21 protein-coding genes and 1 tRNA gene are annotated in these 24,693 nt (G+C 62.8%); 10 read left to right on the top strand and 12 right to left on the bottom strand.

Features of this window, described 5'->3' with window-relative positions:
• Positions 1-2 precede the first annotated feature (2 nt).
• The gene (locus LB513_RS05370; RefSeq protein ID WP_224662436.1) at positions 3-344 is read right to left on the bottom strand and encodes a hypothetical protein; all 342 of its coding nucleotides are present in this window, start codon (positions 342-344) and stop codon (positions 3-5) included.
• A 202-nt stretch (positions 345-546) separates the two neighbouring features.
• Here LB513_RS05370 and LB513_RS05365 point away from each other — a divergent pair, with 202 nt between their 5' ends.
• Both LB513_RS05365 and LB513_RS05360 read left to right on the top strand, forming a co-directional pair.
• On the top strand, positions 547-2,550 hold the full coding sequence (locus LB513_RS05365; RefSeq protein WP_224662435.1) for a PhoX family protein: 2,004 nt from the start codon (positions 547-549) through the stop codon (positions 2,548-2,550).
• A gap of 134 nt (positions 2,551-2,684) precedes the next feature.
• Positions 2,685-2,909: a hypothetical protein gene (locus LB513_RS05360; protein ID WP_224662434.1), complete on the top strand. Its 225-nt coding sequence runs from the start codon at positions 2,685-2,687 to the stop codon at positions 2,907-2,909.
• Here the strand turns inward: LB513_RS05360 and LB513_RS05355 are convergent.
• Positions 2,901-4,103, bottom strand: coding sequence for a flavin-containing monooxygenase (locus LB513_RS05355; RefSeq protein ID WP_411962687.1), 1,203 nt, complete (start codon positions 4,101-4,103; stop codon positions 2,901-2,903). The genes LB513_RS05360 and LB513_RS05355 overlap by 9 nt on opposite strands.
• Positions 4,104-4,394: 291 nt before the next feature.
• Between LB513_RS05355 and LB513_RS05350 the strand changes: the two genes are divergently transcribed.
• Positions 4,395-5,432 (top strand): phosphatidylglycerol lysyltransferase domain-containing protein, encoded by a 1,038-nt coding sequence (locus LB513_RS05350; RefSeq protein WP_224662432.1) that lies wholly within the window; start codon positions 4,395-4,397, stop codon positions 5,430-5,432.
• Between the two features lie 72 nt (positions 5,433-5,504).
• Here the strand turns inward: LB513_RS05350 and LB513_RS05345 are convergent, their stop codons facing one another.
• Positions 5,505-6,266 carry an ABC transporter permease gene (locus LB513_RS05345; protein WP_224662880.1) on the bottom strand — a complete coding sequence of 254 codons (762 nt, stop codon included), beginning with the start codon at positions 6,264-6,266 and terminating at the stop codon, positions 5,505-5,507.
• A 14-nt stretch (positions 6,267-6,280) separates the two neighbouring features.
• Entirely contained in the window at positions 6,281-7,207 is a 927-nt protein-coding gene (locus tag LB513_RS05340) for an ABC transporter ATP-binding protein (protein ID WP_224662431.1), read from the bottom strand.
• 274 nt (positions 7,208-7,481) lie between these two features.
• On the opposite strand from LB513_RS05340, the gene LB513_RS05335 reads away from it, so the two are divergent.
• The 3 genes from LB513_RS05335 to LB513_RS05325 all read left to right on the top strand — a co-directional run bounded on the left by LB513_RS05335 (position 7,482) and on the right by LB513_RS05325 (position 12,542).
• Positions 7,482-8,843 (top strand): cytochrome ubiquinol oxidase subunit I, encoded by a 1,362-nt coding sequence (locus tag LB513_RS05335; protein WP_224662430.1) that lies wholly within the window; start codon positions 7,482-7,484, stop codon positions 8,841-8,843.
• A gap of 4 nt (positions 8,844-8,847) precedes the next feature.
• On the top strand, positions 8,848-9,852 hold the full coding sequence (locus tag LB513_RS05330; RefSeq protein WP_224662429.1) for a cytochrome d ubiquinol oxidase subunit II: 1,005 nt from the start codon (positions 8,848-8,850) through the stop codon (positions 9,850-9,852).
• Between the two features lie 140 nt (positions 9,853-9,992).
• Positions 9,993-12,542 carry a mechanosensitive ion channel family protein gene (locus LB513_RS05325; protein WP_224662428.1) on the top strand — a complete coding sequence of 850 codons (2,550 nt, stop codon included), beginning with the start codon at positions 9,993-9,995 and terminating at the stop codon, positions 12,540-12,542.
• A 131-nt stretch (positions 12,543-12,673) separates the two neighbouring features.
• On the opposite strand, the gene LB513_RS05320 is transcribed toward LB513_RS05325, so the two are convergent.
• A complete protein-coding gene (locus LB513_RS05320; RefSeq protein WP_224662427.1) occupies positions 12,674-15,262 on the bottom strand; it encodes a helix-turn-helix transcriptional regulator in 2,589 nt (862 codons plus the stop codon).
• A 241-nt stretch (positions 15,263-15,503) separates the two neighbouring features.
• On the opposite strand from LB513_RS05320, the gene LB513_RS05315 reads away from it, so the two are divergent.
• The 3 genes from LB513_RS05315 (at position 15,504) to LB513_RS05305 (ending at position 16,625) form a co-directional block, all read left to right on the top strand.
• The gene (locus LB513_RS05315; RefSeq protein WP_224662426.1) at positions 15,504-15,776 is read left to right on the top strand and encodes a DUF4242 domain-containing protein; all 273 of its coding nucleotides are present in this window, start codon (positions 15,504-15,506) and stop codon (positions 15,774-15,776) included.
• An 82-nt stretch (positions 15,777-15,858) separates the two neighbouring features.
• A complete protein-coding gene (locus tag LB513_RS05310; protein ID WP_224662425.1) occupies positions 15,859-16,044 on the top strand; it encodes a hypothetical protein in 186 nt (61 codons plus the stop codon).
• An 80-nt stretch (positions 16,045-16,124) separates the two neighbouring features.
• Positions 16,125-16,625: a hypothetical protein gene (locus LB513_RS05305; protein WP_224662424.1), complete on the top strand. Its 501-nt coding sequence runs from the start codon at positions 16,125-16,127 to the stop codon at positions 16,623-16,625.
• Between the two features lie 33 nt (positions 16,626-16,658).
• On the opposite strand, the gene msrA is transcribed toward LB513_RS05305, so the two are convergent.
• From msrA to LB513_RS05285, 4 genes are all read right to left on the bottom strand, one after another.
• Positions 16,659-17,390, bottom strand: coding sequence for a peptide-methionine (S)-S-oxide reductase MsrA (gene msrA / locus LB513_RS05300; protein ID WP_224662423.1), 732 nt, complete (start codon positions 17,388-17,390; stop codon positions 16,659-16,661).
• Positions 17,391-17,711: 321 nt separating this feature from the next.
• Positions 17,712-18,011: a hypothetical protein gene (locus LB513_RS05295; protein WP_224662422.1), complete on the bottom strand. Its 300-nt coding sequence runs from the start codon at positions 18,009-18,011 to the stop codon at positions 17,712-17,714.
• 92 nt (positions 18,012-18,103) lie between these two features.
• On the bottom strand, positions 18,104-18,796 hold the full coding sequence (locus LB513_RS05290) for a DUF1223 domain-containing protein (RefSeq protein WP_224662421.1): 693 nt from the start codon (positions 18,794-18,796) through the stop codon (positions 18,104-18,106).
• Positions 18,797-19,076: 280 nt separating this feature from the next.
• Positions 19,077-19,448, bottom strand: a complete 372-nt coding sequence (locus LB513_RS05285; protein WP_224662420.1) for an endonuclease domain-containing protein — start codon at positions 19,446-19,448, stop codon at positions 19,077-19,079.
• A 113-nt stretch (positions 19,449-19,561) separates the two neighbouring features.
• On the opposite strand from LB513_RS05285, the gene lepA reads away from it, so the two are divergent.
• Positions 19,562-21,367: a translation elongation factor 4 gene (lepA, locus tag LB513_RS05280; protein WP_224662419.1), complete on the top strand. Its 1,806-nt coding sequence runs from the start codon at positions 19,562-19,564 to the stop codon at positions 21,365-21,367.
• A gap of 241 nt (positions 21,368-21,608) precedes the next feature.
• Here lepA and LB513_RS05275 read toward each other — a convergent pair.
• From LB513_RS05275 to LB513_RS05265, 3 genes are all read right to left on the bottom strand, one after another.
• Positions 21,609-21,681: transfer RNA gene (locus LB513_RS05275), tRNA-Ser, on the bottom strand.
• A gap of 560 nt (positions 21,682-22,241) precedes the next feature.
• Positions 22,242-23,252 carry a reverse transcriptase domain-containing protein gene (locus LB513_RS05270; protein WP_224662418.1) on the bottom strand — a complete coding sequence of 337 codons (1,011 nt, stop codon included), beginning with the start codon at positions 23,250-23,252 and terminating at the stop codon, positions 22,242-22,244.
• A 475-nt stretch (positions 23,253-23,727) separates the two neighbouring features.
• Positions 23,728-24,321, bottom strand: coding sequence for a hypothetical protein (locus LB513_RS05265; protein ID WP_224662417.1), 594 nt, complete (start codon positions 24,319-24,321; stop codon positions 23,728-23,730).
• Between the last annotated feature and the right edge of the window lie 372 nt (positions 24,322-24,693).

The raw sequence follows: 24,693 nt of genomic DNA, 5'->3' as shown, positions 1-24,693 counted from the left end.
CTCTACAATCGTCCTTGCAGATAGGGCCCGAGGGTGATCAGGGCCACAGCCGCAATCGCCAGCACGATTCCGATGGACTGCAGCGCGTTGACGCGCTCGCCGAAGAACACCAGCGCCACGACATTGACCGAGACCAGCTGGATGACCGCCGACAGGCTGAACGACACCGACATGCCGAACTCGCGGATCAGCCTGAGCATGATCAGATTGCCCAGCGAGTAGAGCGCCAGCGTCAGCAGGATCTTGCCCAGGCTCGGCGCCAACCCCCATTGCTTGGCGGCTGTGGCCCCGAGCAGGAAGATCAAGGTCGAAAAGCCAAGCTGCAGCAATCCCGAAAAACTCAATGTCGCGCCCTCCCTGAAAACGGCTCCGCCGCGCTCATCGCGGCTTTGTTTCCGAAGCAGGAGGGCGCGTCAAGCAGGGGTTGCGCCGCCGAGCGTGTCCCGCCGGTTGTAAGCGACGCGCAATGTCACCAAAATGTGATCCGACGGCGGTATGGATTTCAGCAGGCAACATACGCAGCCAAAGCAAGCCAGAGGCCAGCCAATGACCGAACAACGCTCTCCCGACACCCGATTCCGCACCAGCCTGCTGGAGGAAAACGACGGGCCGGCCACGAATCCTACCGATAACAGGACCATGGGCGAGATCATCGCCGCGCGCTTCTCGCGACGCGGCTTCCTGAAAGGATCGCTCGCCGTCTCGGCCATCGCCGCCACGGTCGGCCCATTGGCCATGAGTGCAGCAGACGATGCACGCGCCGCCGAGGGCTCGGCCTTCGTCTTCGACGAACTCGAGGCCGGCATCGACGACAGGCACCATGTCGCGCCGGGCTATGATGCGGACGTGCTGCTGCGCTGGGGCGATCCGCTGTTCCCCGACTCGCCGGACTTCGACCCGGCGAAACAGTCGGCGCAAGGCCAGTCCCGGCAGTTCGGCTACAACAATGACTATGTCGGCTATATCCCGATCGACGGCTCGGCCGAGCACGGCCTTCTCGTCGTCAACCACGAATACACCAACCCGCATCTTATGTTCCCCGGCATCGTCGAGATCGTCGAGAAGGACGGCAAGAAGACGGCAAAGGTCGCGCCGCTCAGCAAGGAGCAGGTCGATGTCGAGATGGCCGCCCATGGCGGCACCATCGTCGAGATCCGCAAGGTGGCCGGCAAATGGCAAGTGGTTCGCGACGGCAAGCTCAACCGCCGCATCACCGCCAATACCGAGATGGTGGTTTCCGGCCCGGCCGCCGGCCACGATCGCCTCAAGACCAACGCTGATCCAACCGGCACCAGGGTGTTGGGCACGATCAACAATTGCGCCGGTGGCGTCACGCCCTGGGGTACCTATGTGATGTCGGAGGAGAACATCCACGGCTATTTCTCCAGCGCGCTGCCCGAAGGCCACAAGGAAGCCGCCAACTACAAGCGCCTCGGCATCCCTGAAGGCGCCTATGAATGGGGCACGCATTACGACCGTTTCGACCTCGGCAAGGAACCGAACGAACCGAACCGCTTCGGCTGGATCGTCGAGGTTGATGTGAACGACCCGACATCGATGCCCAAAAAGCGCACGGCACTGGGCCGCTTCAAGCATGAGGGCGCCGAGTCGATCGTCGCCAGGGATGGCCGTGTCGTCTTCTACCTCGGCGACGACGAGCGTTTCGACTATGTCTACAAGTTCGTGACCGCCGGCCGCTTCGACGCCGACGACCATGCCGCCAACAAGGACCTGCTCGACGATGGCACGCTGCATGTCGCCAAATTCGCCGAGGACGGCACCGTCGAGTGGCTCCCGATCGTTTTCGGCCAGGGACCGCTGACCGCCGAGAACGGCTTTGCCGGCCAAGGCGACGTGTTGATCGAGACGCGCCGCGCGGCCGACCTGCTCGGCGCCACCAAGATGGACCGGCCCGAAGACATTCAGCCCAATGCCGTCAACGGCAAGGTCTATGTGATGCTGACCAACAATTCCAAGCGCAAGGCCGACCAGGTCGACGCCGCCAATCCCCGCGCCGAGAATGCCTTTGGCCACATCATCGAAATATCAGAGGACGACGGCGACTTCGCCGGCACGAAAGGCAAATGGGAGGTGCTGCTGAAATGCGGCGACCCGGCCGTGGCCGATGTCGGCGCAACCTTTTCGACGGCGACGACCGCCAATGGCTGGTTCGGCATGCCCGACAATTGCGCCGTCGATTCCGCGGGGCGCCTGTGGGTCGCCACCGACGGCCAGGGGCCGAAATCCACCGGGCGCACCGACGGGCTCTGGGCGGTGGATACGCAGGGCGCCGCGCGGGCGACCTCGAAACTGTTCTTCCGCGTGCCCATCGGCGCCGAGATGTGCGGCCCGCTATTTGCTCCCGACGACCGGACGGCGTTCGTCGCCGTCCAGCATCCGGGCGACGGCGGTGAGGATTGGGAAGGCTTCGGGCGCCCATCCTATTATGAAGACCTGTCGACGCGCTGGCCGGACTTCAAGCCCGACATGCCCGTGCGGCCCTCGGTCGTCGCCATCACCAGGCAGGGCGGCGGCAAGATCGCGGTCTGACACCGCCCGAACCGCAATTCGGGAGGCGCTTCGGCAATTGAAGCCCTCCCGTCGTCGAATGACATCGTCCAAGCCTTCGAAAGGTCTGGCAATTTAGGAATGATGCCCTAGCTCCTCTTGCAAGGAGACCGGCCATGCCCAAGTCCGTTTATGACCGTGGCTTGCTCAAGCCCGCCGACATCGCTAAGTTGCAGCGCGTTTTCGACGAGGCCTGCCGGCGCCGCGAAGCATTGCCCGACTCGCCCGATGCAAGGGAAATCGCTCTCAACTTGCTGGCGCTGCACAATGCCGGCATGGTCGAGGAAGACATGCTGATGGAGGCCGTCGGGTTTCGCAGGCTCGAGCCGAAATCAGCGTGATGCAGCGGTAGCGCCAGCCGTGCCGGCAATCCGCTTGGCGATCGCCTTGGCGAGGATGGCGGCATTGGCGAAGCAGCCGCGAATGCTGGGACGCATGCCAGTGAACCACAGACCGGGCAACGCCGGATTGCCTTCGCCGCCGTTGAACAGCGGCACGCCCCTGGCGTCGAGCACGCCAAGCTTGCCGACCATGGCCTCAAGGTCGGTGCGGTAGCCTGTGGCGGCAATGACGATATCGGGATGGATGACATTGCCGTTGGCCAGGACGACCCCGTCGCGGGTGAATTCCCTGATGGCGGGCACAACGGTGATCTTGCCGGCCTTGATGGCGCCTATGGCCCCGTCGTCGGCGGCGATGGCCGTATAGTCCGTGGTAAGGCGGCTGGCGCCTCCCAAAGGCGCGGCCGGCAAGCCGAATTTGGTCAGGTCGCCGAAGACCAGGCGCTGCGTCCCCGCGATCACGGCATCAGCCATCCATAGCGGCAAGCGCGCCATCAACGGCGAAAGCCGGTGCACGGCGATACGGAAGATGCGCTTGGGCAGGATGGCCGGACCGCCGCGGGCCGAAAGCCAGATGGCCGCCGTCTTCACGCCCGCCATGTGGTTGAGAGCATCGAACCCGGAATTGCCGGCGCCGACGACCAACACCTTCTTGCCCGCGTAGTCGCGCGCGTCGCCGAACTCCGCCGAATGGATGATTCGGCCTGCAAAATCCGGCATCCCTTTCCAGTCGGGAATGAATGGCTGCCTGTCACGCCCGGTGGCGATGATGACATTGCGGGCCAGGAGCTGGCCGACGCTGGTCCGTACGGCCCAATGGTCGCTCTTGAGCGTGATGTCCTCGACGGCGACGCCGAACCGCACCGGCAGCCGGTTGCTGTCCGTGAACGCGTTCATATGGTGGATAACCGCCTCCCTTCCGGGAAAGGCGGGAGTTCCCGCCGGATAGGCGGCGCCGGGCAGTGCCGACAGATCGCGATGGGTGTTGAGATGCAGCTGCCGATGGCGTCGATGCCAGGGTTCGCCCAACCGGGTTTCCTTTTCGAGGATGACGGTTTGCACGCCTGCCTTGATCAGAGCATGTGCTGCGGCGAGCCCGGCCGCGCCGGCGCCGATGACGATGGCCGGCTCGACAGGCATCAAGTGTTCCAATGGTGGTTGGCCCGGCCTTGCCTCAATTGTCATGTCCGCCATGCCTTCTACGATGTCCATTCGGCCGAACCGGCGCGTCCCGAAGGGCGCGGGATGCGACCCCTTTTTTGGGTCTCGCACCCGACCCGGTTGCGCTTTATATGGCATATGCGCGATATGGGCGATAATCGGGTCGCGGCAATGTGATCGATTCGAGACCCGGGGCTGGGGGTCTCTGTTGTCCCACGCGCGCAAGCTGGAATCCTGTGCGGTTCACGCTCACGCGAAGAATGAAACTGTTACGGCATGCGCGCCTTTCGTGGCGCGGCGCCGTAGGCGGCCCGGAATTCCACCATGCCCTCCTTGCGGCACTATGTCGACAACATCCTTGAGCGTGCGGCGCCCAAGGTCGAGCGCCAGGCGCTGACGCATGTCCAGCGATTGGCGCTGGTTCGTCGCCATGGCGACTTCTCGCTCGCCTATTCCAGCGCGGTCCAGAGCAAACTGTCCTATTTCGGCGACGCCGACGGCTACATCGCGTTCGGCACCAAGATGAAACATCATTTCGCGCTCGGCGATCCGGTGGCGGCACCGGCGCGCCGGGCCGACTACATCAGGCGCTTCGTCGAGATGGCCGGCGGCCCGTGGTTCGTGCAGATCGGCGAAGAGACCGCGCATGTGCTGGCCGGACTTGGCTACAGGATCAATCGCCTCGGCGTCGACACCCGCCTAGAGCTTCCCGGACATGATTTTTCCGGCAAGCGCAACGAGACGGTTCGCTATTCGGAACGCTGGCTGTTGAAGAAGGGTTTTTCCTTCGACGAGGACAAGCGAACGGTCTTTCTCGATGAGATCAAGCGGTTGTCGGATAATTGGCGCGGCGATCGCATCGTCAAGCGCTGGGAGATGGAGTTCCTTAACCGGCCATTCAACGACCAGCTCGGGCCCGACATGCGCCGTTTCGTGCTGCACAGCCCGGATGGAGAACTGATCGCCCTGCTCGACTTCGATCCGATCTTCCGCGATGGCAAGGTCATCGGCTACACCACCGCCTTCAAGCGCAAGCATCTCGACGCCTCGCCGCATGCCGAGATCGGCCTGACCAAGTTCGCCGTCGACCGGTTTCGCCAAGAGGGCATCGCGGTCGTTACGCTGGGCCTGTCGCCGATGCTCGATATCGTGCCGAGCGGATTTGCCGAAAGCGATTTCTGGCGCAAGGCCTTCCAGCGCGCCTACGATTCGCCGTGGGTCAACCGTCGCAGGTTCAATCTGCAAGGCCAGGCCGCTTTCAAGCGTCGCTTCCACGGTGTCGAGGAGCCGGTCTACATCGCCTTCCGCAAGGGTACCTACATCGAGATGCTGGGCCTGCTACGGCTGGTCAAGGCGATCTGACGTGCCGACTTCCGGAACGCCCTTGCAGGTTCTTCAATCGACCTCGATGCGCTGGAACAGCTGGGCCGTCGGTCAGTTCCTTAGCCGGTAGCCGGTTCTGAAGATCCAGCCGACGATGGCGATGCAGATCAGCAGGAAGACGACGGTCATGCCGAGGCTGACGCCGACAGATACGTCCGACTTGCCGTAGAAGCTCCAGCGGAAGCCGCTAATCAGGTAGACCACCGGATTGAACAGCGTCACGGTTCGCCACACCTCGGGCAGCATGTTGATCGAATAGAAGCTGCCGCCAAGGAAGGTCAGGGGCGTGATGATCAGGAGCGGCACCAGCTGCAACTGCTCGAAACTCTTCGCCCAGATGCCGATGATGAAGCCGAACAGGCTGAAAGTAACCGCCGTCAGCACCAGGAAGGCGACCATCCAGAATGGATGCTGGATCGTCAGCGGCACGAACATCGAAGCCGTCGCCAGGATGATCAGCCCGAGGATGATCGACTTGGTCGCCGCGCCGCCGACATAGGCGATGACGATTTCCAGATAGGAGACCGGCGCCGACAGCAATTCGTAGATCGAACCGACGAATTTCGGAAAGTAGATGGCAAAGGAGGCATTCGAGATCGACTGCGTCAGCAAAGACAGCATGATCAGTCCGGGCACGATGAAGGCGCCGTAGCTGATGCCATCGATCTCGGTGATGCGCGAGCCGATGGCGGAGCCGAAGACGACGAAGTAGAGCGACGTCGAAACGACAGGGGAGACGATGCTCTGCAACACGGTGCGGAAGGCACGCGCCATTTCCATCCGGTAGATGGCCCAGACCGCGCGAAAATTCATGGCCGCCAGCGGGTTCATGCGTCCTTCCTCACCAGATTGACGAAGATCTCCTCGAGCGAACTGTTTTGCGTGTCGATGTCGCGGAACTGGATCCCGCCGGCCTCGAGGTCGCGGATCAGTGAGGCGACGCCCGGCCGCTCGGCCTGGTTGTCATAGGTATAGGTGAGCTGCCCGCCATCGGGCGACAGCTCCAGTGCGTAGCGCGATAAAGCTTCCGGAATGGCCGTCAGGGGGCTCCGCAGTTCCAGCACCAGGCGCTTGCGGCCGAGCTTGCGCATCAGTTCCGCCTTGTCTTCCACCAGGATGATCTCGCCGCGGGTGATGACGCCGACACGGTCGGCCATCGCCTCGGCTTCCTCGATATAATGGGTGGTGAGGATGATGGTGACGCCGTCCTCGCGCAGCTTGCGCACCATCTCCCACATGTCCTGGCGCAGCTCGACGTCGACGCCGGCGGTCGGCTCATCGAGAAACAGGATGCGCGGCTGGTGCGACAGCGCCTTGGCGATCATAAGCCGGCGCTTCATGCCGCCCGACAGGGTTATCGCCTTGGCATCCTTCTTGTCCCAAAGCGACAGGTCGCGCAGCACCTTCTCGACGAAGGCATGATTGGCCGGCTTGCCGAACAGGCCGCGGCTGTAATTCACCGTCGCCCAGACGCTTTCGAAAGCGTCGATGGTCAGTTCCTGCGGCACCAGGCCGATCAGGCCCCGCGCCGCGCGGTACTCCTTGTTGATGTCGTGGCCGTCCACGGTGACGGTGCCCGACGAGCGGTTGACGATGCCGCAGACGATCGAGATCAGCGTCGTCTTGCCGGCCCCGTTGGGCCCGAGCAACGCAAAAATCTCGCCGCGCTGGATGTCGAGATTGACTTCCTTGAGCGCGGTGAAACCGGTGGCGTAGGTCTTGGAGACCCCGGAAATGGACAAAATGGAGGGCATGGTGACGGCTGCCTGAAAGAGGTCTCCTCATATAGGCCGAATGGCTGTGCGTGCAACCGCGAGTCCTGGAACTGCCGCCAGTTCCCGCCAGCTTTCGTGAATGACCCTGCGTGACTTAGGCGAGCTGCCCGAAATCGATGCGTAGGCACAAAGACGCGACGCATGCGTCATCTTGCCCGGAGGCCGCGACGTTCCGCCTCGCGGCGGGACGCCGCTTTGACCTGCGGTCGGCGCGAGCCTATCTTGCGTGCATTAGAAGCAGCCGGAGCCCGCCATGGACCCGCTCATCCTCTCGCGCATGCAATTCGGCGCCAATATTTCATTCCACATTTTGTTTCCGACGATCACCATCGCGCTCGGCTGGGTGCTGCTGTTCTTCAAGCTGCGCTACAATGCGACGAAAGATTCCGCCTGGATGCGCGCCTATTTCACCTGGGTGAAGGTGTTCGCGCTGTCCTTCGCAATGGGCGTCGTTTCGGGCGTCACGATGAGCTTCCAGTTCGGCACCAACTGGCCGGGCTACATGCAGAAGGTCGGCAACATCGCCGGTCCGCTGCTGGCCTATGAGATCCTGACCGCTTTCTTCCTCGAAGCGGCCTTCCTCGGCATCATGCTGTTCGGCTTTCGCCGCGTGTCGAACCGCATCCATACGCTGGCGACGGTGCTTGTCGCCGGCGGCACCACCCTGTCCGCCTTCTGGATCATAGCGCTGAATTCCTGGATGCAGACGCCGGCCGGCTTCGAGATCCGCGACGGGGTGGCGCATGCCGTGGACTGGTGGGCAATCGTCTTCAATCCGTCCATGCCCTACCGGCTGGTTCACATGCTGCTCGCATCCGGCTTGACGGTTTCGTTCCTGATAGCTGGCCTGTCGGCGCTGCGCTACCTCAAGGGCGACCGCTCGGAATCGATGTGGAAGGCGCTGCGCACCGGCATCTTCACAGCCGCCATCCTGATCCCTATCCAGATTCTCGCCGGCGACCAGCACGGCCTGAACACGCTCGAGCACCAGCCGCAGAAGATCGCCGCCATGGAGGCCAACTGGAACACCGGCCCCAACGTGCCGCTGGTTCTCTTCGCCATGCCCGACGAGGCGGCCAAGGAGAACAGGTTCGAGGTCGCCATTCCCGACGGTGCAAGCCTCATCCTCAGGCATAGCTCCAGTGGCGTCGTGCCGGGGCTCAACGATTATGTCGGCAACCACCCGCCCGTCTTCCCCCTCTTCTGGAGCTTCCGCATCATGGTCGGCACCGGGCTTCTGATGCTCGTCGTGTCATGGTCGGCCGCGTTCTACCTCAAGCGTCGTCACCGCCTGCCGAAGCCGCTGGCCTTGCTGATGGTGCCGATGGCGCTGTCGGGTTGGCTCGCGACGCTGGCCGGCTGGTACACCACCGAAATCGGGCGCCAGCCCTGGTTGGTGACCGGCGTGCTGAAGACCGCCGACGCGGTTGGCCCGGTGGCGGGCAGCCATGTCGCGCTGACCCTGGCGGTCTACCTCATCCTCTACGCGTTCCTGCTGATCGCGTATCTCGGCGTGCTGGTGCATCTGGCGCTGAAGGCCGCCAAGGATGGCGACACCTCGCCGCTGCCGGGTGTCGCCAACGCGCCGATGTCGCAACCGGTCGCTGGGGAGTAAGACCATGACCCTCGACTGGCCAACTCTGATGCCGCTGATCTTCGCCGGCCTGATGGGCCTCGCCATCCTGATCTACGTCATCCTCGACGGTTTCGACCTCGGCATCGGCATCCTGTTCGCAGCCGCCGAGGATGCCGAACAGGACACGATGATCGCCGCGATCGGTCCGTTCTGGGACGCCAACGAGACATGGCTGGTGCTCGCGGTCGGGCTGCTGCTGGTCGCCTTCCCGCTGGCGCATGGCATCATTCTGACGGCCCTTTATATTCCGGTCTTCGTGCTGCTGGTCGGGTTGATCCTGCGCGGCGTCGCGTTCGACTTCCGCGCCAAGGTGCCGACCGAGCGCAAGCATCGCTGGAACCGCCTCTTCTTCCTTGGCTCCGTCATCGCCTCGCTGGCGCAGGGCTACATGCTCGGCGTCTATGTGCTTGGCCTCGACGTCGGCTTCAGCGGCATGGCGTTCGGCGTGCTGGTCGCATTCTGTCTTGCCGCCTCTTACGCGGCGATGGGCGCGGCCTGGGTGATTTACAAGACGGAAGGCGAGTTGCAGAAAAAAGCGGTGCTTTGGCTGCGCACGGCGCTGGTACTGACCGCGCTCGGCATGGCCGCCGTGTCGCTGGCGACCCCCTTTGCCAGCCCGCGCATCTTCGCCAAATGGTTTGTCTGGCCCGATATGCTCTATCTGTCGCCATTGCCGGTCCTGTCGGCCGTGCTGTTCCTCTGGCTGTGGCGGCAGACATTCCATCTGCCGAAGCCCGAAGACCGCCATGCGTTGACGCCGTTCCTGACGTTGGCGGCGATCTTCGCATTGGGCTTCGCCGGTCTCGCCTGGTCGTTCTATCCCTTTGTGGTGCCGGACCGGCTGACCATATGGCAGGCGGCTTCCGCCCCGGAAAGCCTGGCGATCATCCTGGCCGGCACGGTGGTCGTGCTGCCGGTCATCATCTTCTATTCCTTCTATGCCTACCGGGTGTTTGGCGGCAAGGCGACCGACCTGACCTACGACTGACCCACCCTGCAAAGGGCTAATCTCGGATTATCTCGCTGATCCTCCGGCCGGATGCCGTTGGGGAAAGACTATATTCATCTTCAGGCGGAATAACCTTTTCTGCGGCCTCGGCACCGAGCCGATGAGAAAAGGGCACTCCCATGCGTGATGTCATCTCCCCGGCGTGGCGCGAAGGCCTGGTCTTCCTGTTGCTGCGGACGATCGCGCTCTTCGCCGCGCTGGCTCTCGCCGGCCTGTTGCCGTCTCTGGCGCATGCGCAGGAGACGGCCAACTGGACCGGCGTCTGGGACACCAAATGGCGTGGCGGCGGCGCGCAGATCAGGTTCGAGCAGACCGGCGCCGAGGTCAAGGGCGTCTATCCCCTCTACAATGGCCGCATCGAGGCCAAGGCCGATGGCCAGACCCTTGTCGGCCGTTGGTTCGAGGGCGACCGGCAGGGCGAATTCTCCTTCGTCCAGGCGCCCGACGGCGCGAGCTTCATGGGCCGCTTCGCATCGGCCACCGCCGAATGGTGGACCGGCGTGCGCGTCACCGCCGTCGAGGGTATCGGCGTCGACCAGACCAGCCCGATGACGGTCATGCGCTCCTTCCTGCAGACCATGAACGAGAGCGGCGCCGACAATGTGGCACGCGCCACCGGCGGCGGCATGGGGCTGGCCGCCCTGGCTGCCGGCCTCATAGATGTCAGCGATGCCGATCGCGGCGGCCTCAACATGCCCGATTACACCAAGCTTCTGTTTTCGGTCATCGACAAGACGACGTTTCGCCTGTGGAGCCTGCCGCACGAGGCGATCGCGGGCGACATGGTGACGGCGAGCTTGCAGCAATACGACACCAACGTCGTCTTCGATGTCGCCTTCCGCGCCAGGAATGGCGCATGGTTCATCGTCGGCCCGCCGCTCGGGCAGTTGCGGGCCAAGCTCGCGGAATTCCAGGCGGCTCGCGGCGAAGCCGTCGACATGGTCGACGATCCCGACAAGCTCGCTTCGCCGCGCGATACGTTCAAGATGCTGCTCGGCGGCATCACCGAGGTCGGCGACCCGGCCGAAGCGGCGCTCGACCTGCGCGACTACAATCCGGCGGTGCGCGCCGACGAGGCGGTCCTGCTCGAGCGCTATCTGAAAAAGGTCATCGACCGTATCGGCTATGTCTACTGGCAGGAGATCCCCGACGATCCCAAGTCCAACACGCCCTATGTCTATTTCGAACATCCGTCCGGCAATGTCGTCGTCGGCCCTGTGACCTCGGATAAGGGCAAGATCTGGCAGTTCACGCCCGAGACGCTGGCCAATATCCGCGCCCTTTATGCCGATATAGAGGATGTTCCGGTGGCGCCCGAGTTCGCCGCCTTCGCCGCCAGCGACCCGTTCTTCGCCACGCGCGGATTTGCTCGTGTGATCAGCCCGGACCTGCTCACCCGCGCCGGACCCATCGAACGCTGGCAGTGGCTTGCGCTCGGCTTCGCGGCATTGGCCGGCATTGCCGTCGGTTTCCTCGCCAACGCGGCCATCCGGCTTGTTGCCGGTGTCCAGGCCGAAGCGCAACGCTCGACCTTCCTGCGCGTCGTCGCATGGGCGGTGCGCGCTGTCGTGCTTGGCCTGTTCCTGCTTTTCGCCCTGCGTCCCCTCGGTCTGCCTCAGGCGATCGCCGCCCCGGTCAAGGCGGCGGGCTGGAGCCTGATCGTCATCGGCTTCGTGCCGGTGGTGTGGCACTTCATCGGCACCATCGCCGGCCAATACCGCGGCCGCTGGCCGGCGCCGGGCTACCACGACACGCTGATTTCGCTGTCCACCGGCGTCGCCCGCGTCGCCGTGCTGGTCGTCGCCTTCCTGCTGCTCGCCGAGGTGCTCGCCATTCCCTATGAGGGCGTCATCGCCGGTCTCGGCATTGGCGGCCTGGCGGTCGCGCTTGCAGCGCAGCCGACCCTGCAGAATTTCCTCTCCGGCCTGACGCTTTACGCCGACCGACCCGTCAGCGTCGGCGATTTCTGCAAGTTCGGCGACCAGTCCGGCACGATCGAGCATATCGGCATGCGTTCGACGCGAATCCGCTCGCTCGACCGCACCATCATCTCGGTGCCGAATTCCGACTTCGCCGGCATGCAGATCGAGAATTACGCGCATCGCGACCGCACCCGTTTCGTGACTACGCTGCAGCTGCGCTACGAGACCACGCCCGACCAATTGCGTTACACGTTGGCGGAGCTGCGCAAGCTGCTGATCGCGCATCCGCGCGTCATCGACGATCCGTGCCGCGTGCGCTTCGTCGGCTTCGGCCCCTATTCGCTCGATGTCGACATCTCGACCTACATCATGACGGCCGATGGCGGCGAATTCCTTGCTATCCGCGAAGATATCCTGCTGTCGATCATCAACATCCTCGACGAGGCCGGCGCGCAATTCGCCTTCCCGGCGCAGATGGAATACAGCGCCGCCGACCTGCCGATCGACGACGGCAAGCGCCTGGCCGCCGAAAAGCGCGTCAGCGACTGGCGCGAGGCGGAGAACCTGCCGTTTCCGGATTTTGCCCAGATCGACAAGCTGACGCTCAAGAACACGCTTGCCTATCCGCCGCCGGGCTCGGCCCGCTATCGCGAGGCGGAAGCCGGCCCGCAACCGGTCGACGCCAAGGCGACGCTGGAAAAGCTGCGCTGGAGCCTGCCATGGCGCAAGGCGACGGCGCCCAGCTAGAGCAATTCACCATTTAACGGAAACGGCGGATTGCTCTATCTCATTGTTTTGACGCCATTCCGGACGGAAAACCGTTTCACACTTTTCCTGGAATTGCTAGCCCGTGGCGCCTGGCCTGCGCCGCGGCGCCATCACAGCAGGCCCGAGTCGCGCGCTGCCGCCGTGGCCTGCCCGCGCGAGACGGCATCGAGCTTGCCCAGCACCGCCGAGACGTGGTGATCGACTGTCTTCGGCGAGATGGTGAGATGCTCGGCGATCCGCTTGTTGGAGAAGCCGCGCTCGATCAGCTGCAGCACCTCCATCTGGCGCTGCGTCAGGCCGGCGCCGTTGGCGCGCGTGGTCTGGCGCGGGCCCCTCGCGATGCGGATGACGCCGTTGCGCCGCATGATGTCGCGCACATGCTGGGCGACCGGCCTGGCGCCAAGCGCTTCGAGAATCTCCAATGCCTCGCGCTGCGCCGGCTCGTCGCCCTGGGCAAGCGCCAAGGCGCGTTCATAGGGCGCGCCGAGATCGGCCCAGGCCGAAGCCGCGTCCCGCCAGTTGCCGGCCAAGAGTAACCGGTACGGCGCGGCCATTCCGGTCGTGTCGCCGGGGTCACTGTCGGGAACCAGCAGCATCCGCCAGCTCGCCAGTTCGGCAAACACTGCCGGCGCTGGCGCCAGCGACGCCGCAAGGTCGATGAGCCGCAGCGCCTCGGCCTTTTCCGCCTCGCCGATCCAGGCCTGCTCGGCGAGGATGGCGGCGTAGGCCAGCAGCCTCTGCAATTCGGTCCCCCTCTCGAGGAACCGCGTCATTTCCGCCAGCAGCGGCGCCGCCGCCGGATCGCCGCGCCGAAGGCGCAGTTTCACCAGCGCCACAAGAGCGGGGTAGCGCACCAGGGGCGTCGCCTGGTCGTTGGTGATCACCTCCAGGGCTTCTGCGGCGGCATCGTTCCAGAGCCCCTGGCGCAAGAGCAACTGGGCCCGCACGCCCCGCATGTAGTCGCGCCATGTCGCGAGATCGTTCTCGACGCAATAGTCGATGCCGCGGTCGAGGAAGGTCTGCGCTTCGGCGTAGCACAGCTGGTTCATCTCGCCGCAGGCGCTGTTGGTGAAGGCGCGCGCGGCATGCTCCTGGAAATTTCCCTCCAGGGCGATTTCGAGGCTTCGGGAAAGATGCAGCCGGCTGCTCGCGAGGTCCAGCCACTGTTCGCTGGCGCCGACATTGTTGAGCGCGTGGCAAAGCACGTCCGGCCGGTCGAGCCGCTCGGCGAGTTCGATCGCCCTGGCGCCCAGCGCCAACGTCTCGTCGAGCCTTTCCGCCAGCATGGCCAGTTGCGACAGGTTCGAATAGGCCATCGCCAGTTCGGCGCTCGGGGGAACGGTCTCCAGAAGCGCGACCGCCTCGGCGCCGAACCGGTCGGCGGCCTGCCGGTCGCCCTGCAGATAGGCGAGGCGCGACAGCCATCTCAGGCTATCGCCTTCCTTCAGCGTATCGCCAAGCGCCTGGCGCAGCGCGCGCGCCTGTTCCTGCGCGCCGATGGCCTCGTCGATACGCGCGATCAGATGGCACTCGAAGGCGTATTGCTCGTAGAGGGCGGCGCGCTCGTCCCTGGGCAACGCGTCGGCATGGCGCAGGGCCACCTCGCAATAGCCGGCGGCGTCGCGATGGGCGCCGAGGCGCGAGGCCTCGCGGGCGGCGATCGGCGCGAATTGGCGCACCGCCTCGAGATTGTGGGCCTCGACGGCGTGGTGCACCAGCCGCGCGATCGGAGCGCCGCCCTTGTCGAGCAGCGCCGACAGCGCGCGCTGGTTGAAGGCCCGCCTGTGGCTGGTCGTCAGCATCATCTCGACGGCGTGGCGCGCTATCTCGTGGCGGAAGGCATAGCCATCGCCCAGATCGTCCAGCAAGCCGTTCGAGACGCATTCCGCCAATTGCCCTGCGCTCGCCACGCCGCACAGGCCGGTCAAGGCCCATGCATCGGCCCGCCTCGGGAAGACCGAGACCGCGTCGAGCATCGAGCGAGCGCCGGGCGACAGGCGTTCGGCCCGCGCCACGACGGCATCGCGCACGCTGGCCGGCAGCGCCGTTTCGCTTTCGGCGCTGAGCAGTTCGGTGACGAAGAAGGCATTGCCGGCCGTTGCCCTGTAGATGGCGGCGCCGTCGCGGCCGGCGGCCTTGGCCAGCGACAGCACCGCCGCCTCGCTGAGCAAGGGCACCTCGATCCGGGCGATGCCGCCGGATGGGATTTCGCCCAGCGCGCGCCGCACGCGCATCTGCCCCTCGCTGCGGTCGGTGCGCGCCGTCAGCAGCAGCAATATGTGGGTGTTGGCGATGCGCCTGCCGAGGAAGCGGACGAAATCGAGCGTCGCGTCATCGGCCCAATGCAGGTCCTCGATCACCAGCAGCGTCGGCCGCGCCTTGGTCTCGAACACAGCCAGCGCGTCGGAGAACAGGGGCAGCCTGCCGCCCTGCCTGTCGTCGATCGCCCGCGGCATCGCCCATTGCGCCTCGCGGGCGAGGTCGTAGAGAGGCCCGAGCGGGTCGGGGATCGACAGGTCCTCGCAGGCGCTGCGCAGGATGCGCGTCCCGTCCGCCACACCGGCTAGGAAGGCCTCGACCAGCGCCGACTTGCCAGCGCCCGCCTCGCCGGCCAGCGCCGCGACGCGGCCGCGCCCGCGAGCGGCCTCCGCTAGAAGTCCGTCCAGCTGCTCCAGCTGTGTCTGCCGTTCCAGAAGCATTGTCATCTGCTCAACAGGGATCGTGTCTCGGCCGTCCCGATGCTCCGCCACGAACCTTCGGGACCACAACCCGCAATGTGGCCCTCTCCACACGCCGGTGCCGCTTTGCACATAACGCATCCAGTATAGGGAATCATCCCACAAAACATAGGGAAAGGTTCCGATGCGCAGATTTTATGGGCGTGGTCTTAGTCCGGCAGCGCTCGAAGCGGGCGTGTAACAATGGAAAAGGAAGATCGATATGCCTCGTTATGTTGTAGAACGCACATTTCCGGATGGCCTCGTCGTGCCGGTCAACGATGCCGGCGCCAGCGCCATGGACGGCGTCATCCTGCGCAACGCCGAGAAGGGCGTGACCTGGGTCCAGTCCTTCGTTTCGCCCGACAAGAAGCAGAGCTTCTGCATCTATGACGCGCCGTCGCCCGAGGCGATCCGCAGCACAGCCCAGAAGAATTCGCTGCCGGTCGACAAGATCACGGAGGTGCGGGTCCTCGACCCTTACTTTTACCATTGATGCGCTCGACCAGCATCGGATTGCCCTTCGCGGCGATGCCGGCCTGGCTGATGGAATGCAGGCCGGCGACCCGGCGCCCTCCATGGGAGACGCCGGGCAAATCAGTCTGCCGGGCCTGCTGCGGCGCATCGCTGCGGCGCTGCGATCGCGCTTGCCGGGCGGCGGCGGCCGGCGGCCACCACAAGACCGTCATCTGAGATGCGACATCGGCCTGCCTGAGGACGAGGGGCTGCCGCACTATTGGGACTTCACCAGGCAGGACCGCTGACGCGCACAGCCGGGATTCGGCTTGACGACGGGAGCGGCAGGCCGCTCCCGCCTATCATCACGAACAAATGGAGAGAGACATTGAACATCCACCTATGGACCAAGCACCTCATCAACCTGTCGATCCTGTCGATCGCGGCCACGGCCGCCAACGCTCATGACGGGGACACGCTGGACGCCAAGGTTCGGGCGGCCAACAGCCGTTTCGAGACCGTAGCGGCGGCAACCGCCGAAGGCTACGCGCCGATCCCCTGCGCCAGCGGCATCACCGGCGGCGCCATGGGCATCCACTACGTCAACGCCGGCTATTTGAAGGACGACGCCGTCGATCTCGCCAAGCCGGAGGCGGTCATGTACGAGCCGATGGCGGACGGCACGATGAAACTCGTTGCTGTCGAATACATCACCTCGAAGGGGCCGGCCTCGCTGGAAGGACAGCTGTTCAATTTCAACAGCGCTCCCAACCGCTATGGGCTCGGACCCTTCTACGAGCTGCATGTCTGGGCGTGGAAGAAGAATCCGACCGGCACCTTCGCCGACATGAACCCCAACGTGTCCTGCGACGCGATGAAGGGCATGTAGGCCCAGTCTCCCCCCTCAAGGGGGAGACTTCGTTCAGTTGCTGGCCGACTGCACCAGCACCGGCTTTTCGCTGTAGAGCGAAGGGAAAAGCTGCTTGAGGTTCGCAACCTTGGGCAGGTCGTTGTAGACGATATAGGGATAGGTCGGGTTCAGCGTCAGGAAATCCTGATGGTAGCCCTCGGCCGGGTAGAAGGTCTTGCCGGTCTCGATCGTTGTGACGATCGGCGCCCCGTACAGCTTGGCCTTGTCGAGCTGGGCGATATAGTCCTGCGCGATCTTCTTCTGCGCAGCGGTCTCGGCGAAGATCGTCGAGCGGTATTGCGTGCCTGAATCCGGACCCTGGTAGTTCAGCTGCGTCGGATTGTGGGCGACCGAGAAATAGACCTGCAGCAGCTGTCCATAGGTGACTTTCGACGGGTCGTAGGTGATCTCGACGGATTCGGCATGGCCGGTGCGGCCGGAGCCGACCGTCTCGTAGACGGCGTCGTCCTTGGCCCCGCCCGTGTAGCCGGAGACGGCCTTGCTGACGCCCTTGACGTGCTGGAACACGCCCTGCACGCCCCAGAAGCAGCCGCCGGCGAAAATCGCCTTCTCGCTGCCGGGCGCAGCCTTCTCGTCGACAGAAGGCGGCGGGATCACCACCGCGTCTTCCGCCGAGACGGCCGGCGTCAGCCAGAACGAGGCGCCGGCGGCGGCCAGCGCCAGGGCGGCCAGTCCGCCCTTGATAAATCCTAACGAACGGCTTGGGGTCTTGATGTCGGTCATGGCTGCGCTCCTTTGGCTTCCATTGGCATTCAGTCTATCGGATCAGGTACGGTCGCGCGATGCGCGAGTTGCGTCGGCTGGCTCACATTCGGTTGCATTCGAACAACGGCAGCGCCGCCCCTCACTGTCCTGCCGGACATCTCTCCCCGTATAGTGACGGGGAGAGAGCGGCTGGCTGCAGCGCCGGCGTTCCTTCTGAAACGCTGACAGTCTGCGAAATCGTCGACGACAGCGCCCCTCTCCCCGTCCTTAACGGGGAGAGGATGCCGGCAGGCAGGTGAGGGGCAGCACCAAAATCCGCCATTGTCAGCAATGCCGGCCTTAATTCCCTGCGGGCTTCATCGCGTCCGTCGCCGGCTTCATGGCATCGGTGGCCATCGGATCGGCAGGCTTCATGGCATCGGTCGAAGGCTTCATAGCATTGGTCGCCATCGGATCCGCCGGCTTCATCGCGTCGGTGGCCGGCTTCATGGCATCAGTCGAGGGCTTCATCGCATCGGTGGCCATCGGGTCGGCCGGCTTCATCGCATCCTCGGCGCGGGCGATGCCGACGGCGGTCAGCGCGGTCGAGAACAGGGCGAAAGCAAGGGCCGGCAGCGTCATGCGGGAAAGAATAGTCATCATGGTCTCCTTGGGTTGGGAAGGCGCGCGCTTTCGGCGGCCGGGGTTTGCGATGCCGCCCATGCGGCGTTGCGCAATATCTTGGCGCGAATCTAGTCGGCTGCGGCGGCGAGGATCGGCCCGCCGCCCGGCGATTGCACGAGCACGGCGGTGCGCAGGTCGCCCTGGGCCGCCGGCAGGTCGAGCGCCGTGGCGCCGCCCGTCCAGCTGCCGAGCTTCTTCAGCGAATGGACGACATTGGCATGCGGCAGCGTGCGGCCGCTGTTTTCGCCGCGCCCGACCGGCACCTGGACGACGCCCTTGGCGTAGCGCACCAGCCAGACATCGGCCTTGCCGCCCGGCGCCGAACCGGCGCCGATGGCGACCTTGCCGCCGGCAAGCGACAGCGACGGGCCCTTGGCCGAACCGGCGCTCGAGATCAGGCGCTGGATCTCGCCGGGCGCCGCACCAACAGCATCGGCACGGCCATTGACCACCACTTGCGGGGTGAACGGCCCGTCATGGCCGAGCGCCGGCTCGTAGCTGACCTGGCGCTGCGTGAATTCCGCCTTGCCGAACGTGTCCTTCCAGCCGAGATAGTCCCAATAGGTGACGTTGAACGATAGCGCCAGCACGCCGGGCTGGTCCTTGACCTTGATCAGATTGGCATTGGCCGGCGGGCAGGACGAGCAGCCCTGGCTGGTGAACAGCTCGACCACGGTGAGCGGCTGGGCGAAGGCGCTGCCGAGCGAGGAAAACAAGGATGCTGCGAGGAGGCCGGCCAAGGCGATGAGTTTTCTGGGCATTGGGCTTGCTCCCTGAGGCGCCGGATGCGCCTGTCATCACCCATTTCGCCGCCACCCGAAGCTTCGTTACATCGCTCACCGGTTCGTGATCGCCGCGCTGCTCTTGCCTTCTCCCCCTGCGGGAGAAGGGGTCGCCGCAGGCGACGGATGAGGGGTGTTCCAGGGAACACCAACGTCTCACTCGGCTGGAACACCAGTGCTCCACTCCGCTGGAACACCCCTCATCCGTCTCGGCGCTGCGCGCCGATCCACCTTCTCCCGCAAGGGGAGAAGGGGAAGCCTAGCGCCACGGCAGCAGGCTCTTGTCCCGCACATAGGCTATGATCGTGTCGCAGACGGCGTTCATTTCTTTCAGCACATCGTCATTCCAGAAGCGCAGCACGCGAAATCCTTCCGCTTCCAGCTGCGCGGTGCGAATGCGATCGTGATCGGAGTCCGCGTGCTGGCTGCCATCGATCTCGACGATCAGCCGAGCTTCGGCGCAAACGAAATCGGCGATGTATTTTCCGATCGGAACCTGACGCCGAAATTTTATCCCGTCGAGCCTGCGGTCACGCAACTCGCTCCATAGTCTGTCTTCAGCCTCGGTCATCTCGCGACGTAGCGAGCGGGCGAAGCTGCGTTTTGCGGGAGGGACGGGTTGATGCGGCATGGATCCAAGATGAGCTGGTGATTGCACTACGTCCAGCATCCTTCCCCCTTCCCGCGCCCCCGAACACCGCGCCCCGCTTGCCCCTCAACCCCGCCCCTGCTAAAGCGCGCGCCATGAGCACCCCTCTCGACCACATCCGGAATTTCTCCATCGTCGCCCATATCGACCATGGCAAATCCACCCTTGCCGACCGGCTGATCCAGCTGACCGGCGGGCTCGAGCTGCGCGACATGAAGGAGCAGGTGCTGGACTCGATGGACATCGAGCGCGAGCGCGGCATCACCATCAAGGCGCAGACGGTGCGGCTGAAGTACCATGCCAACAATGGCGAGGATTATATCCTCAACCTCATCGACACGCCCGGCCATGTCGACTTCGCCTATGAAGTGTCGCGTTCGCTCGCTGCCTGCGAGGGCTCGCTGCTGGTCGTCGACGCCTCGCAGGGCGTCGAGGCGCAAACGCTCGCCAATGTCTACCAGGCCATCGACAACAACCACGAGATCGTCGTGGTGCTGAACAAGGTCGACCTGCCGGCCGCCGAGCCCGAGCGCATCCGCAGCCAGGTGGAAGAAGTCATCGGCATCGACGCCTCCAGCGCCGTGCTGATCTCGGCCAAGACGGGCTTGGGCATTCCCGACGTGCTGGAGGCCATCGTCCACCAATTGCCGCCGCCGCGCGAGGGCGACGCCGCAGCACCCCTCAAGGCGATGCTGGTCGACAGCTGGTACGACGCCTATCTCGGCGTCATCGTGCTGGTGCGCGTCATCGACGGCGTGCTGAAAAAGGGCCAGACCATCCGCATGATGGGCACCGGCGCCAAATATCTGGTCGAGCGCACCGGCGTCTTCACTCCCGCCCGCATCAATGTCGACGAGCTCGGCCCCGGCGAGTTCGGCTTCTTCACCGGCTCGATCAAGGAAGTGGCCGACACCCGCGTCGGCGACACCATCACCGAGGACAAGCGCCCGACGGCCAAGGCGCTGCCCGGCTTCAAGCCGGCGCAGCCTGTGGTGTTCTGCGGCCTGTTCCCGGTCGACGCCGCCGATTTCGAGGATCTGCGCGCCGCCGTCGGCAAATTGCGCCTCAACGACGCCAGCTTCTCCTTCGAGATGGAAACCTCGGCCGCGCTCGGCTTCGGCTATCGCTGTGGCTTCCTCGGCCTGCTGCATCTCGAAATCATCCAGGAGCGGCTGGAGCGCGAGTTCAACCTCGACCTGATCGCCACCGCGCCCTCCGTCGTCTACCGGCTGCTGCTCAATGACGGCTCGGTCAAGGAGCTGCACAACCCGGCCGACATGCCTGACGTGGTCAAGATTTCGGCCATCGAGGAGCCATGGATCCGCGCCACCATATTGACGCCTGACGACTATCTCGGCGGCATCTTGAAGCTCTGCCAGGACCGGCGCGGCATCCAGGCCGACCTTTCCTATGTCGGCAAACGCGCAATGCTGACCTACGATCTGCCGCTCAACGAAGTCGTCTTCGATTTCTACGACCGGCTGAAGTCGATCTCCAAGGGCTACGCCTCGTTCGACTACCACCTCACCGACTACAAGGAGGGCGACCTCGTCAAAATGTCGATCCTGGTCAATGAGGAGCCGGTCGACGCGCTCTCCATGCTGGTCCACCGCACGGCGGCCGAAAAGCGCGGCCGCCAGATGTGCGAGAAGCTGAAGGAGCTGATCCCGCACCACCTCTTCAAGATCCCGATCCAGGCCGCAATCGGCGGCAAGGTCATCGCCCGCGAGACCATCTCGGCGCTACGCAAGGACGTGACCGCCAAATGCTACGGCGGCGACGTCTCGCGCAAACGCAAGCTGCTGGACAAGCAGAAGGAAGGCAAGAAGCGGATGCGGCAATTTGGGAAGGTCGATATTCCGCAGGAGGCGTTTATCCAAGCCTTGAAGATGGGGGACTAAGCGGTTCGGCCTCTGGCCGAACGCATCGACCCGGTGGGTCGATGCGAGCGCAAGTCCGGGTGGGAGCTGCCGCAGGCAGCGGGTCCCACCCCGGGGGTTGCGGCAGTGCGGTGACGTGATAGATGCCGCAGCTGCGAAACGGGGCGCCACCACAACCCACGAAAAAAGAAAGCATCAAAATAGCACTCTTTTTTGTTGAGCTATTAATTTACATATGAGATTCTTCGTTTGAAAGTTGGAATGCACCCGGCAGGATTCGAACCTGCGACCCGGTCCCTAGCAAAGACTCGCTCTATCCACTGAGCTACGGGTGCCTAAAACTTTCTCTCAGTCAGCCCGCCTCCGTGGCGGGCTGATTCGTTTCTCCAATTGTTTTCAAATCCGCATCTACCTGCAAACACTAATTATAGTGGTAACAGACAGTTAATTTAAACTCGATGTTCCCCCTTCTCTTGATCGCCATAGGACACCTCTCCGCGTCCGCAAAAGAGCCGCCAATCGGGGCAAAACGCACATATGCGGGAAAAAAGACCGGCTCAGAGCTTCCGGGCGCACTCTCAACAGGAGCCTAAGACAATACAAGGCGACTCGTTCTGTGCCGTCAAGGATTCGTTTGCGTAGCCCTTGTGACCCCAACATCTTGGGGTGTCATCCTTGTGCATAACGAGGATGGAAACCTCATCTTCTACGAAACCATCTTAGCGCTGCACATGGACCGACCGCCAAATGCTACGGACGAGACGTCGCGCAAACTGCTGCACAAGCACATCGAAGGCAAGAAGCGGATGTGACAGTTTGGCAAGGCCGATATTCCCAGGAGGCGTTTATCCGGGCCTTTGAAGATGGGGATTGGGGGTCACCTTTTTGCCGATCGCTAGGATGCCTGCTCTTGGATTGCCCTGAGAGCGGACTTAGCCTTCTGTGTCAGCCCCCTATCTTCCGTCGGATCTATCGATTTTAGTACTCCGAGAATCCCAGCTATGGTTGAACGATGGTCGATAAAAGCTGCGGGATTTCGCACTACACGCTGCAAGTACCCTCGAGCCCAGTTGCGCCATTCAATTGGAAGATTAAGCCCCTGATTGATAACGAGCCCGGTCACGTCCATCCGGGCACCACGCCCCAAGAAACGTGTCTTCTTAAGGTTCAGTTCAAAGCCACTGCTCTGGACCAGCGTCGATATGGTTGCGAGGAAATCCTCATTGATACGGTTCTGAGACGAAAACGTGAGGTCGTCGGCATAGCGAGTATATAAGATATTGTTCGCAGTCGCGGCTGCCGATACCGCTTTGTCGAATTCAGCCAGCACAAGATTCCCGATTGCAGGGCTTGTCGGAGCGCCAGTAGGTGCCTCACCATTTAGTGACGTAAGCCGGGCCAAAAGGCTAGCACCAGCTGGGCTGTAGCCTAATGTACGAAATACCCCAACGATCATCTCTTCAGTTATGCTTGGGAAGAACTTACGTATATCAAGATTCAACAAATGCTTTGCACCGGAATGCGCAGAGGCATTTGTAATATAGCTACGCCCCTTGCAAAATCCATGCACAGAAACGTCCGGTTGTTCGGTATATAAAATATTGTCGCTGATCCACCATTGTATTACTTTCAGATAAGTTCTTGGCGTACATATGATCCTGTTAGTTCCGTCGGCTTTCTTAAGTTTGAAGGTTCGGTAGTGAAATTTAGGATGGCGTAATATTTGGCGTATTATAGAAGGGGAAATTCCGAGATACGATGCCAGATGGGTCTCGCTCTCTATGTACGGCCGTCGCTCCACCTCGGCGAATGCCGCCGCTGCATCGGCATCCTCCGCGAAAAAGGCCCTAGCGAGCGCCAGATAATCGTCGACTCTTGGGGAATTGTAGTAGGAGCGGGGCGGCATTAGACAAAAACCAATCCTAGAGATTGCTTAGTGCGTGCTTTGTAAGAGGCGCTCGAGAACTCCGCTCGTGGCTGCTATGCAGCCATTCTCGAGCGGCTCTTACAAAGCGCGCCTTTTACACGCAAGACCTGAAAACCAGGACGCTGATGCAGCGTCCTATCCATGCCGCCCCGCAGCCCGATGGTACTGTCTTCGCTGCTTTTTCATCAAGAACAATCTTGCGTTGTCCAGTGCTCTTTCTGTCACCAGTCGGGCTGCAATTGCTGTTCCGCGCGCGTCTAGTACGAACGTTCCCTTGCGAACGCTTACTAGGTAGCCGTCTGCCCGCATTTTTTCATGGACCGCCATTACGGAACTTTTTAGTTCCTCGGTGACTTCTATACCCCATATATCGCGGCAAGCTGAAATTATGTCCTGAACTCTAGCGGGTTGTATTATGCGAAGAGCAATTACATACAGCTCGGCGCTTGATAAATTACTTTCTGCCATAGAGTCTCTCGATACGTAACCTCTGAGCAACTTCGTTTATGAATACGGCGCACAGATTGAGGACGCCATCCTGGTCACTATATGCATGGTAGTGTACCGTCGCATGGTTGCTTCGAGCAAACTTCACAATACCGTCATTGATATAGTTAGCGACACCCTCATGAATACCTTCTACCACGATTAGCATGTCAGAGCAGATATCCCGATCAGAGACCCAATCCCCGATTTCGCAGAAAGACCCAGGGCTTGATGGAAGAACAATTACTGCATCAATATGTTTTGATATGTAATGCCGCTCATATAATACCGCATTGTTGCTTGTGCCATAGTGCGAAACACCGGCCTCGCGCAAAGCATAGTCCTCGCCGAGGTATATATTATGCCCCCACTCTGATAGCTTATGATACAAATAGTACCGCAATATCGAAGCAATCGACTTAACATTTACTTCATCCTCAGGAGGCAGATCCGGTTTTATGTACGGTCCCGCCAAAAAAATGTCAAAAATCTCCGATGCTCGCTCAGCCTCATCAAGCAAGCGTGCTACTGTTAATTGTCGAACTTTGTCGTAGACAGCCATGGCCACAAGCACAGTGTTACTGAAATCAGCTAGGCTGATAGAGATTTTCGAGTCAAGCGCTCGGCTCGCACTTATAACAGCATTCAATCAAATCATATCATACGGTGTAGCTGGCTTCGCAGCCCTGCGGATAAGTTCGCTCCGAAACCCGCTCGTCAGGGCGGGTCTCGGGCATATCTCTTACAGCCTTGTAAGGTTTCCAGCGCCGGGCCCCGTCGGTGCGCCACCTTGTGCGATGCTCGCTTGTGCCGGAGTTACCACCGGCGCCAGGCTTGAAGTCACGCTTTCGGCCCAGGCCGGCATTGACAATCCATGTGACGCTGCGTCATAGCACGCCGGCCATTGGGGCACGGGGGACTATCCATGAAAAAG

Source organism: Mesorhizobium sp. ES1-1, assembly GCF_020164785.1.
Classification (GTDB): Bacteria; Pseudomonadota; Alphaproteobacteria; order Rhizobiales; family Rhizobiaceae; genus Mesorhizobium.
Note: the sequence above shows the minus strand (reverse complement) of the source record. Positions and strands in the feature narration are given on the sequence as shown.

Excerpts from the sequence above, each read along its gene's own strand:
- LB513_RS05335 (WP_224662430.1), top strand. The coding sequence starts at position 7,482 with ATGGACCCGCTCATCCTCTCGCGCATGCAATTCGGCGCCAATATTTCA.
- LB513_RS05350 (WP_224662432.1), top strand. The coding sequence starts at position 4,395 with ATGCCCTCCTTGCGGCACTATGTCGACAACATCCTTGAGCGTGCGGCG.
- LB513_RS05340 (WP_224662431.1), bottom strand. The coding sequence starts at position 7,207 with ATGCCCTCCATTTTGTCCATTTCCGGGGTCTCCAAGACCTACGCCACC.
- LB513_RS05295 (WP_224662422.1), bottom strand. The coding sequence starts at position 18,011 with ATGACTATTCTTTCCCGCATGACGCTGCCGGCCCTTGCTTTCGCCCTG.
- LB513_RS05270 (WP_224662418.1), bottom strand. The coding sequence starts at position 23,252 with ATGCCGCCCCGCTCCTACTACAATTCCCCAAGAGTCGACGATTATCTG.
- LB513_RS05290 (WP_224662421.1), bottom strand. The coding sequence starts at position 18,796 with ATGCCCAGAAAACTCATCGCCTTGGCCGGCCTCCTCGCAGCATCCTTG.
- LB513_RS05265 (WP_224662417.1), bottom strand. The coding sequence starts at position 24,321 with ATGGCTGTCTACGACAAAGTTCGACAATTAACAGTAGCACGCTTGCTT.
- lepA (WP_224662419.1), top strand. The coding sequence starts at position 19,562 with ATGAGCACCCCTCTCGACCACATCCGGAATTTCTCCATCGTCGCCCAT.
- msrA (WP_224662423.1), bottom strand. The coding sequence starts at position 17,390 with ATGACCGACATCAAGACCCCAAGCCGTTCGTTAGGATTTATCAAGGGC.
- LB513_RS05285 (WP_224662420.1), bottom strand. The coding sequence starts at position 19,448 with ATGCCGCATCAACCCGTCCCTCCCGCAAAACGCAGCTTCGCCCGCTCG.
- LB513_RS05345 (WP_224662880.1), bottom strand. The coding sequence starts at position 6,266 with ATGAATTTTCGCGCGGTCTGGGCCATCTACCGGATGGAAATGGCGCGT.
- LB513_RS05325 (WP_224662428.1), top strand. The coding sequence starts at position 9,993 with ATGCGTGATGTCATCTCCCCGGCGTGGCGCGAAGGCCTGGTCTTCCTG.
- LB513_RS05355 (WP_411962687.1), bottom strand. The coding sequence starts at position 4,103 with ATGGCGGACATGACAATTGAGGCAAGGCCGGGCCAACCACCATTGGAA.
- LB513_RS05365 (WP_224662435.1), top strand. The coding sequence starts at position 547 with ATGACCGAACAACGCTCTCCCGACACCCGATTCCGCACCAGCCTGCTG.
- LB513_RS05360 (WP_224662434.1), top strand. The coding sequence starts at position 2,685 with ATGCCCAAGTCCGTTTATGACCGTGGCTTGCTCAAGCCCGCCGACATC.
- LB513_RS05315 (WP_224662426.1), top strand. The coding sequence starts at position 15,504 with ATGCCTCGTTATGTTGTAGAACGCACATTTCCGGATGGCCTCGTCGTG.
- LB513_RS05330 (WP_224662429.1), top strand. The coding sequence starts at position 8,848 with ATGACCCTCGACTGGCCAACTCTGATGCCGCTGATCTTCGCCGGCCTG.
- LB513_RS05310 (WP_224662425.1), top strand. The coding sequence starts at position 15,859 with ATGGGAGACGCCGGGCAAATCAGTCTGCCGGGCCTGCTGCGGCGCATC.
- LB513_RS05320 (WP_224662427.1), bottom strand. The coding sequence starts at position 15,262 with ATGCTTCTGGAACGGCAGACACAGCTGGAGCAGCTGGACGGACTTCTA.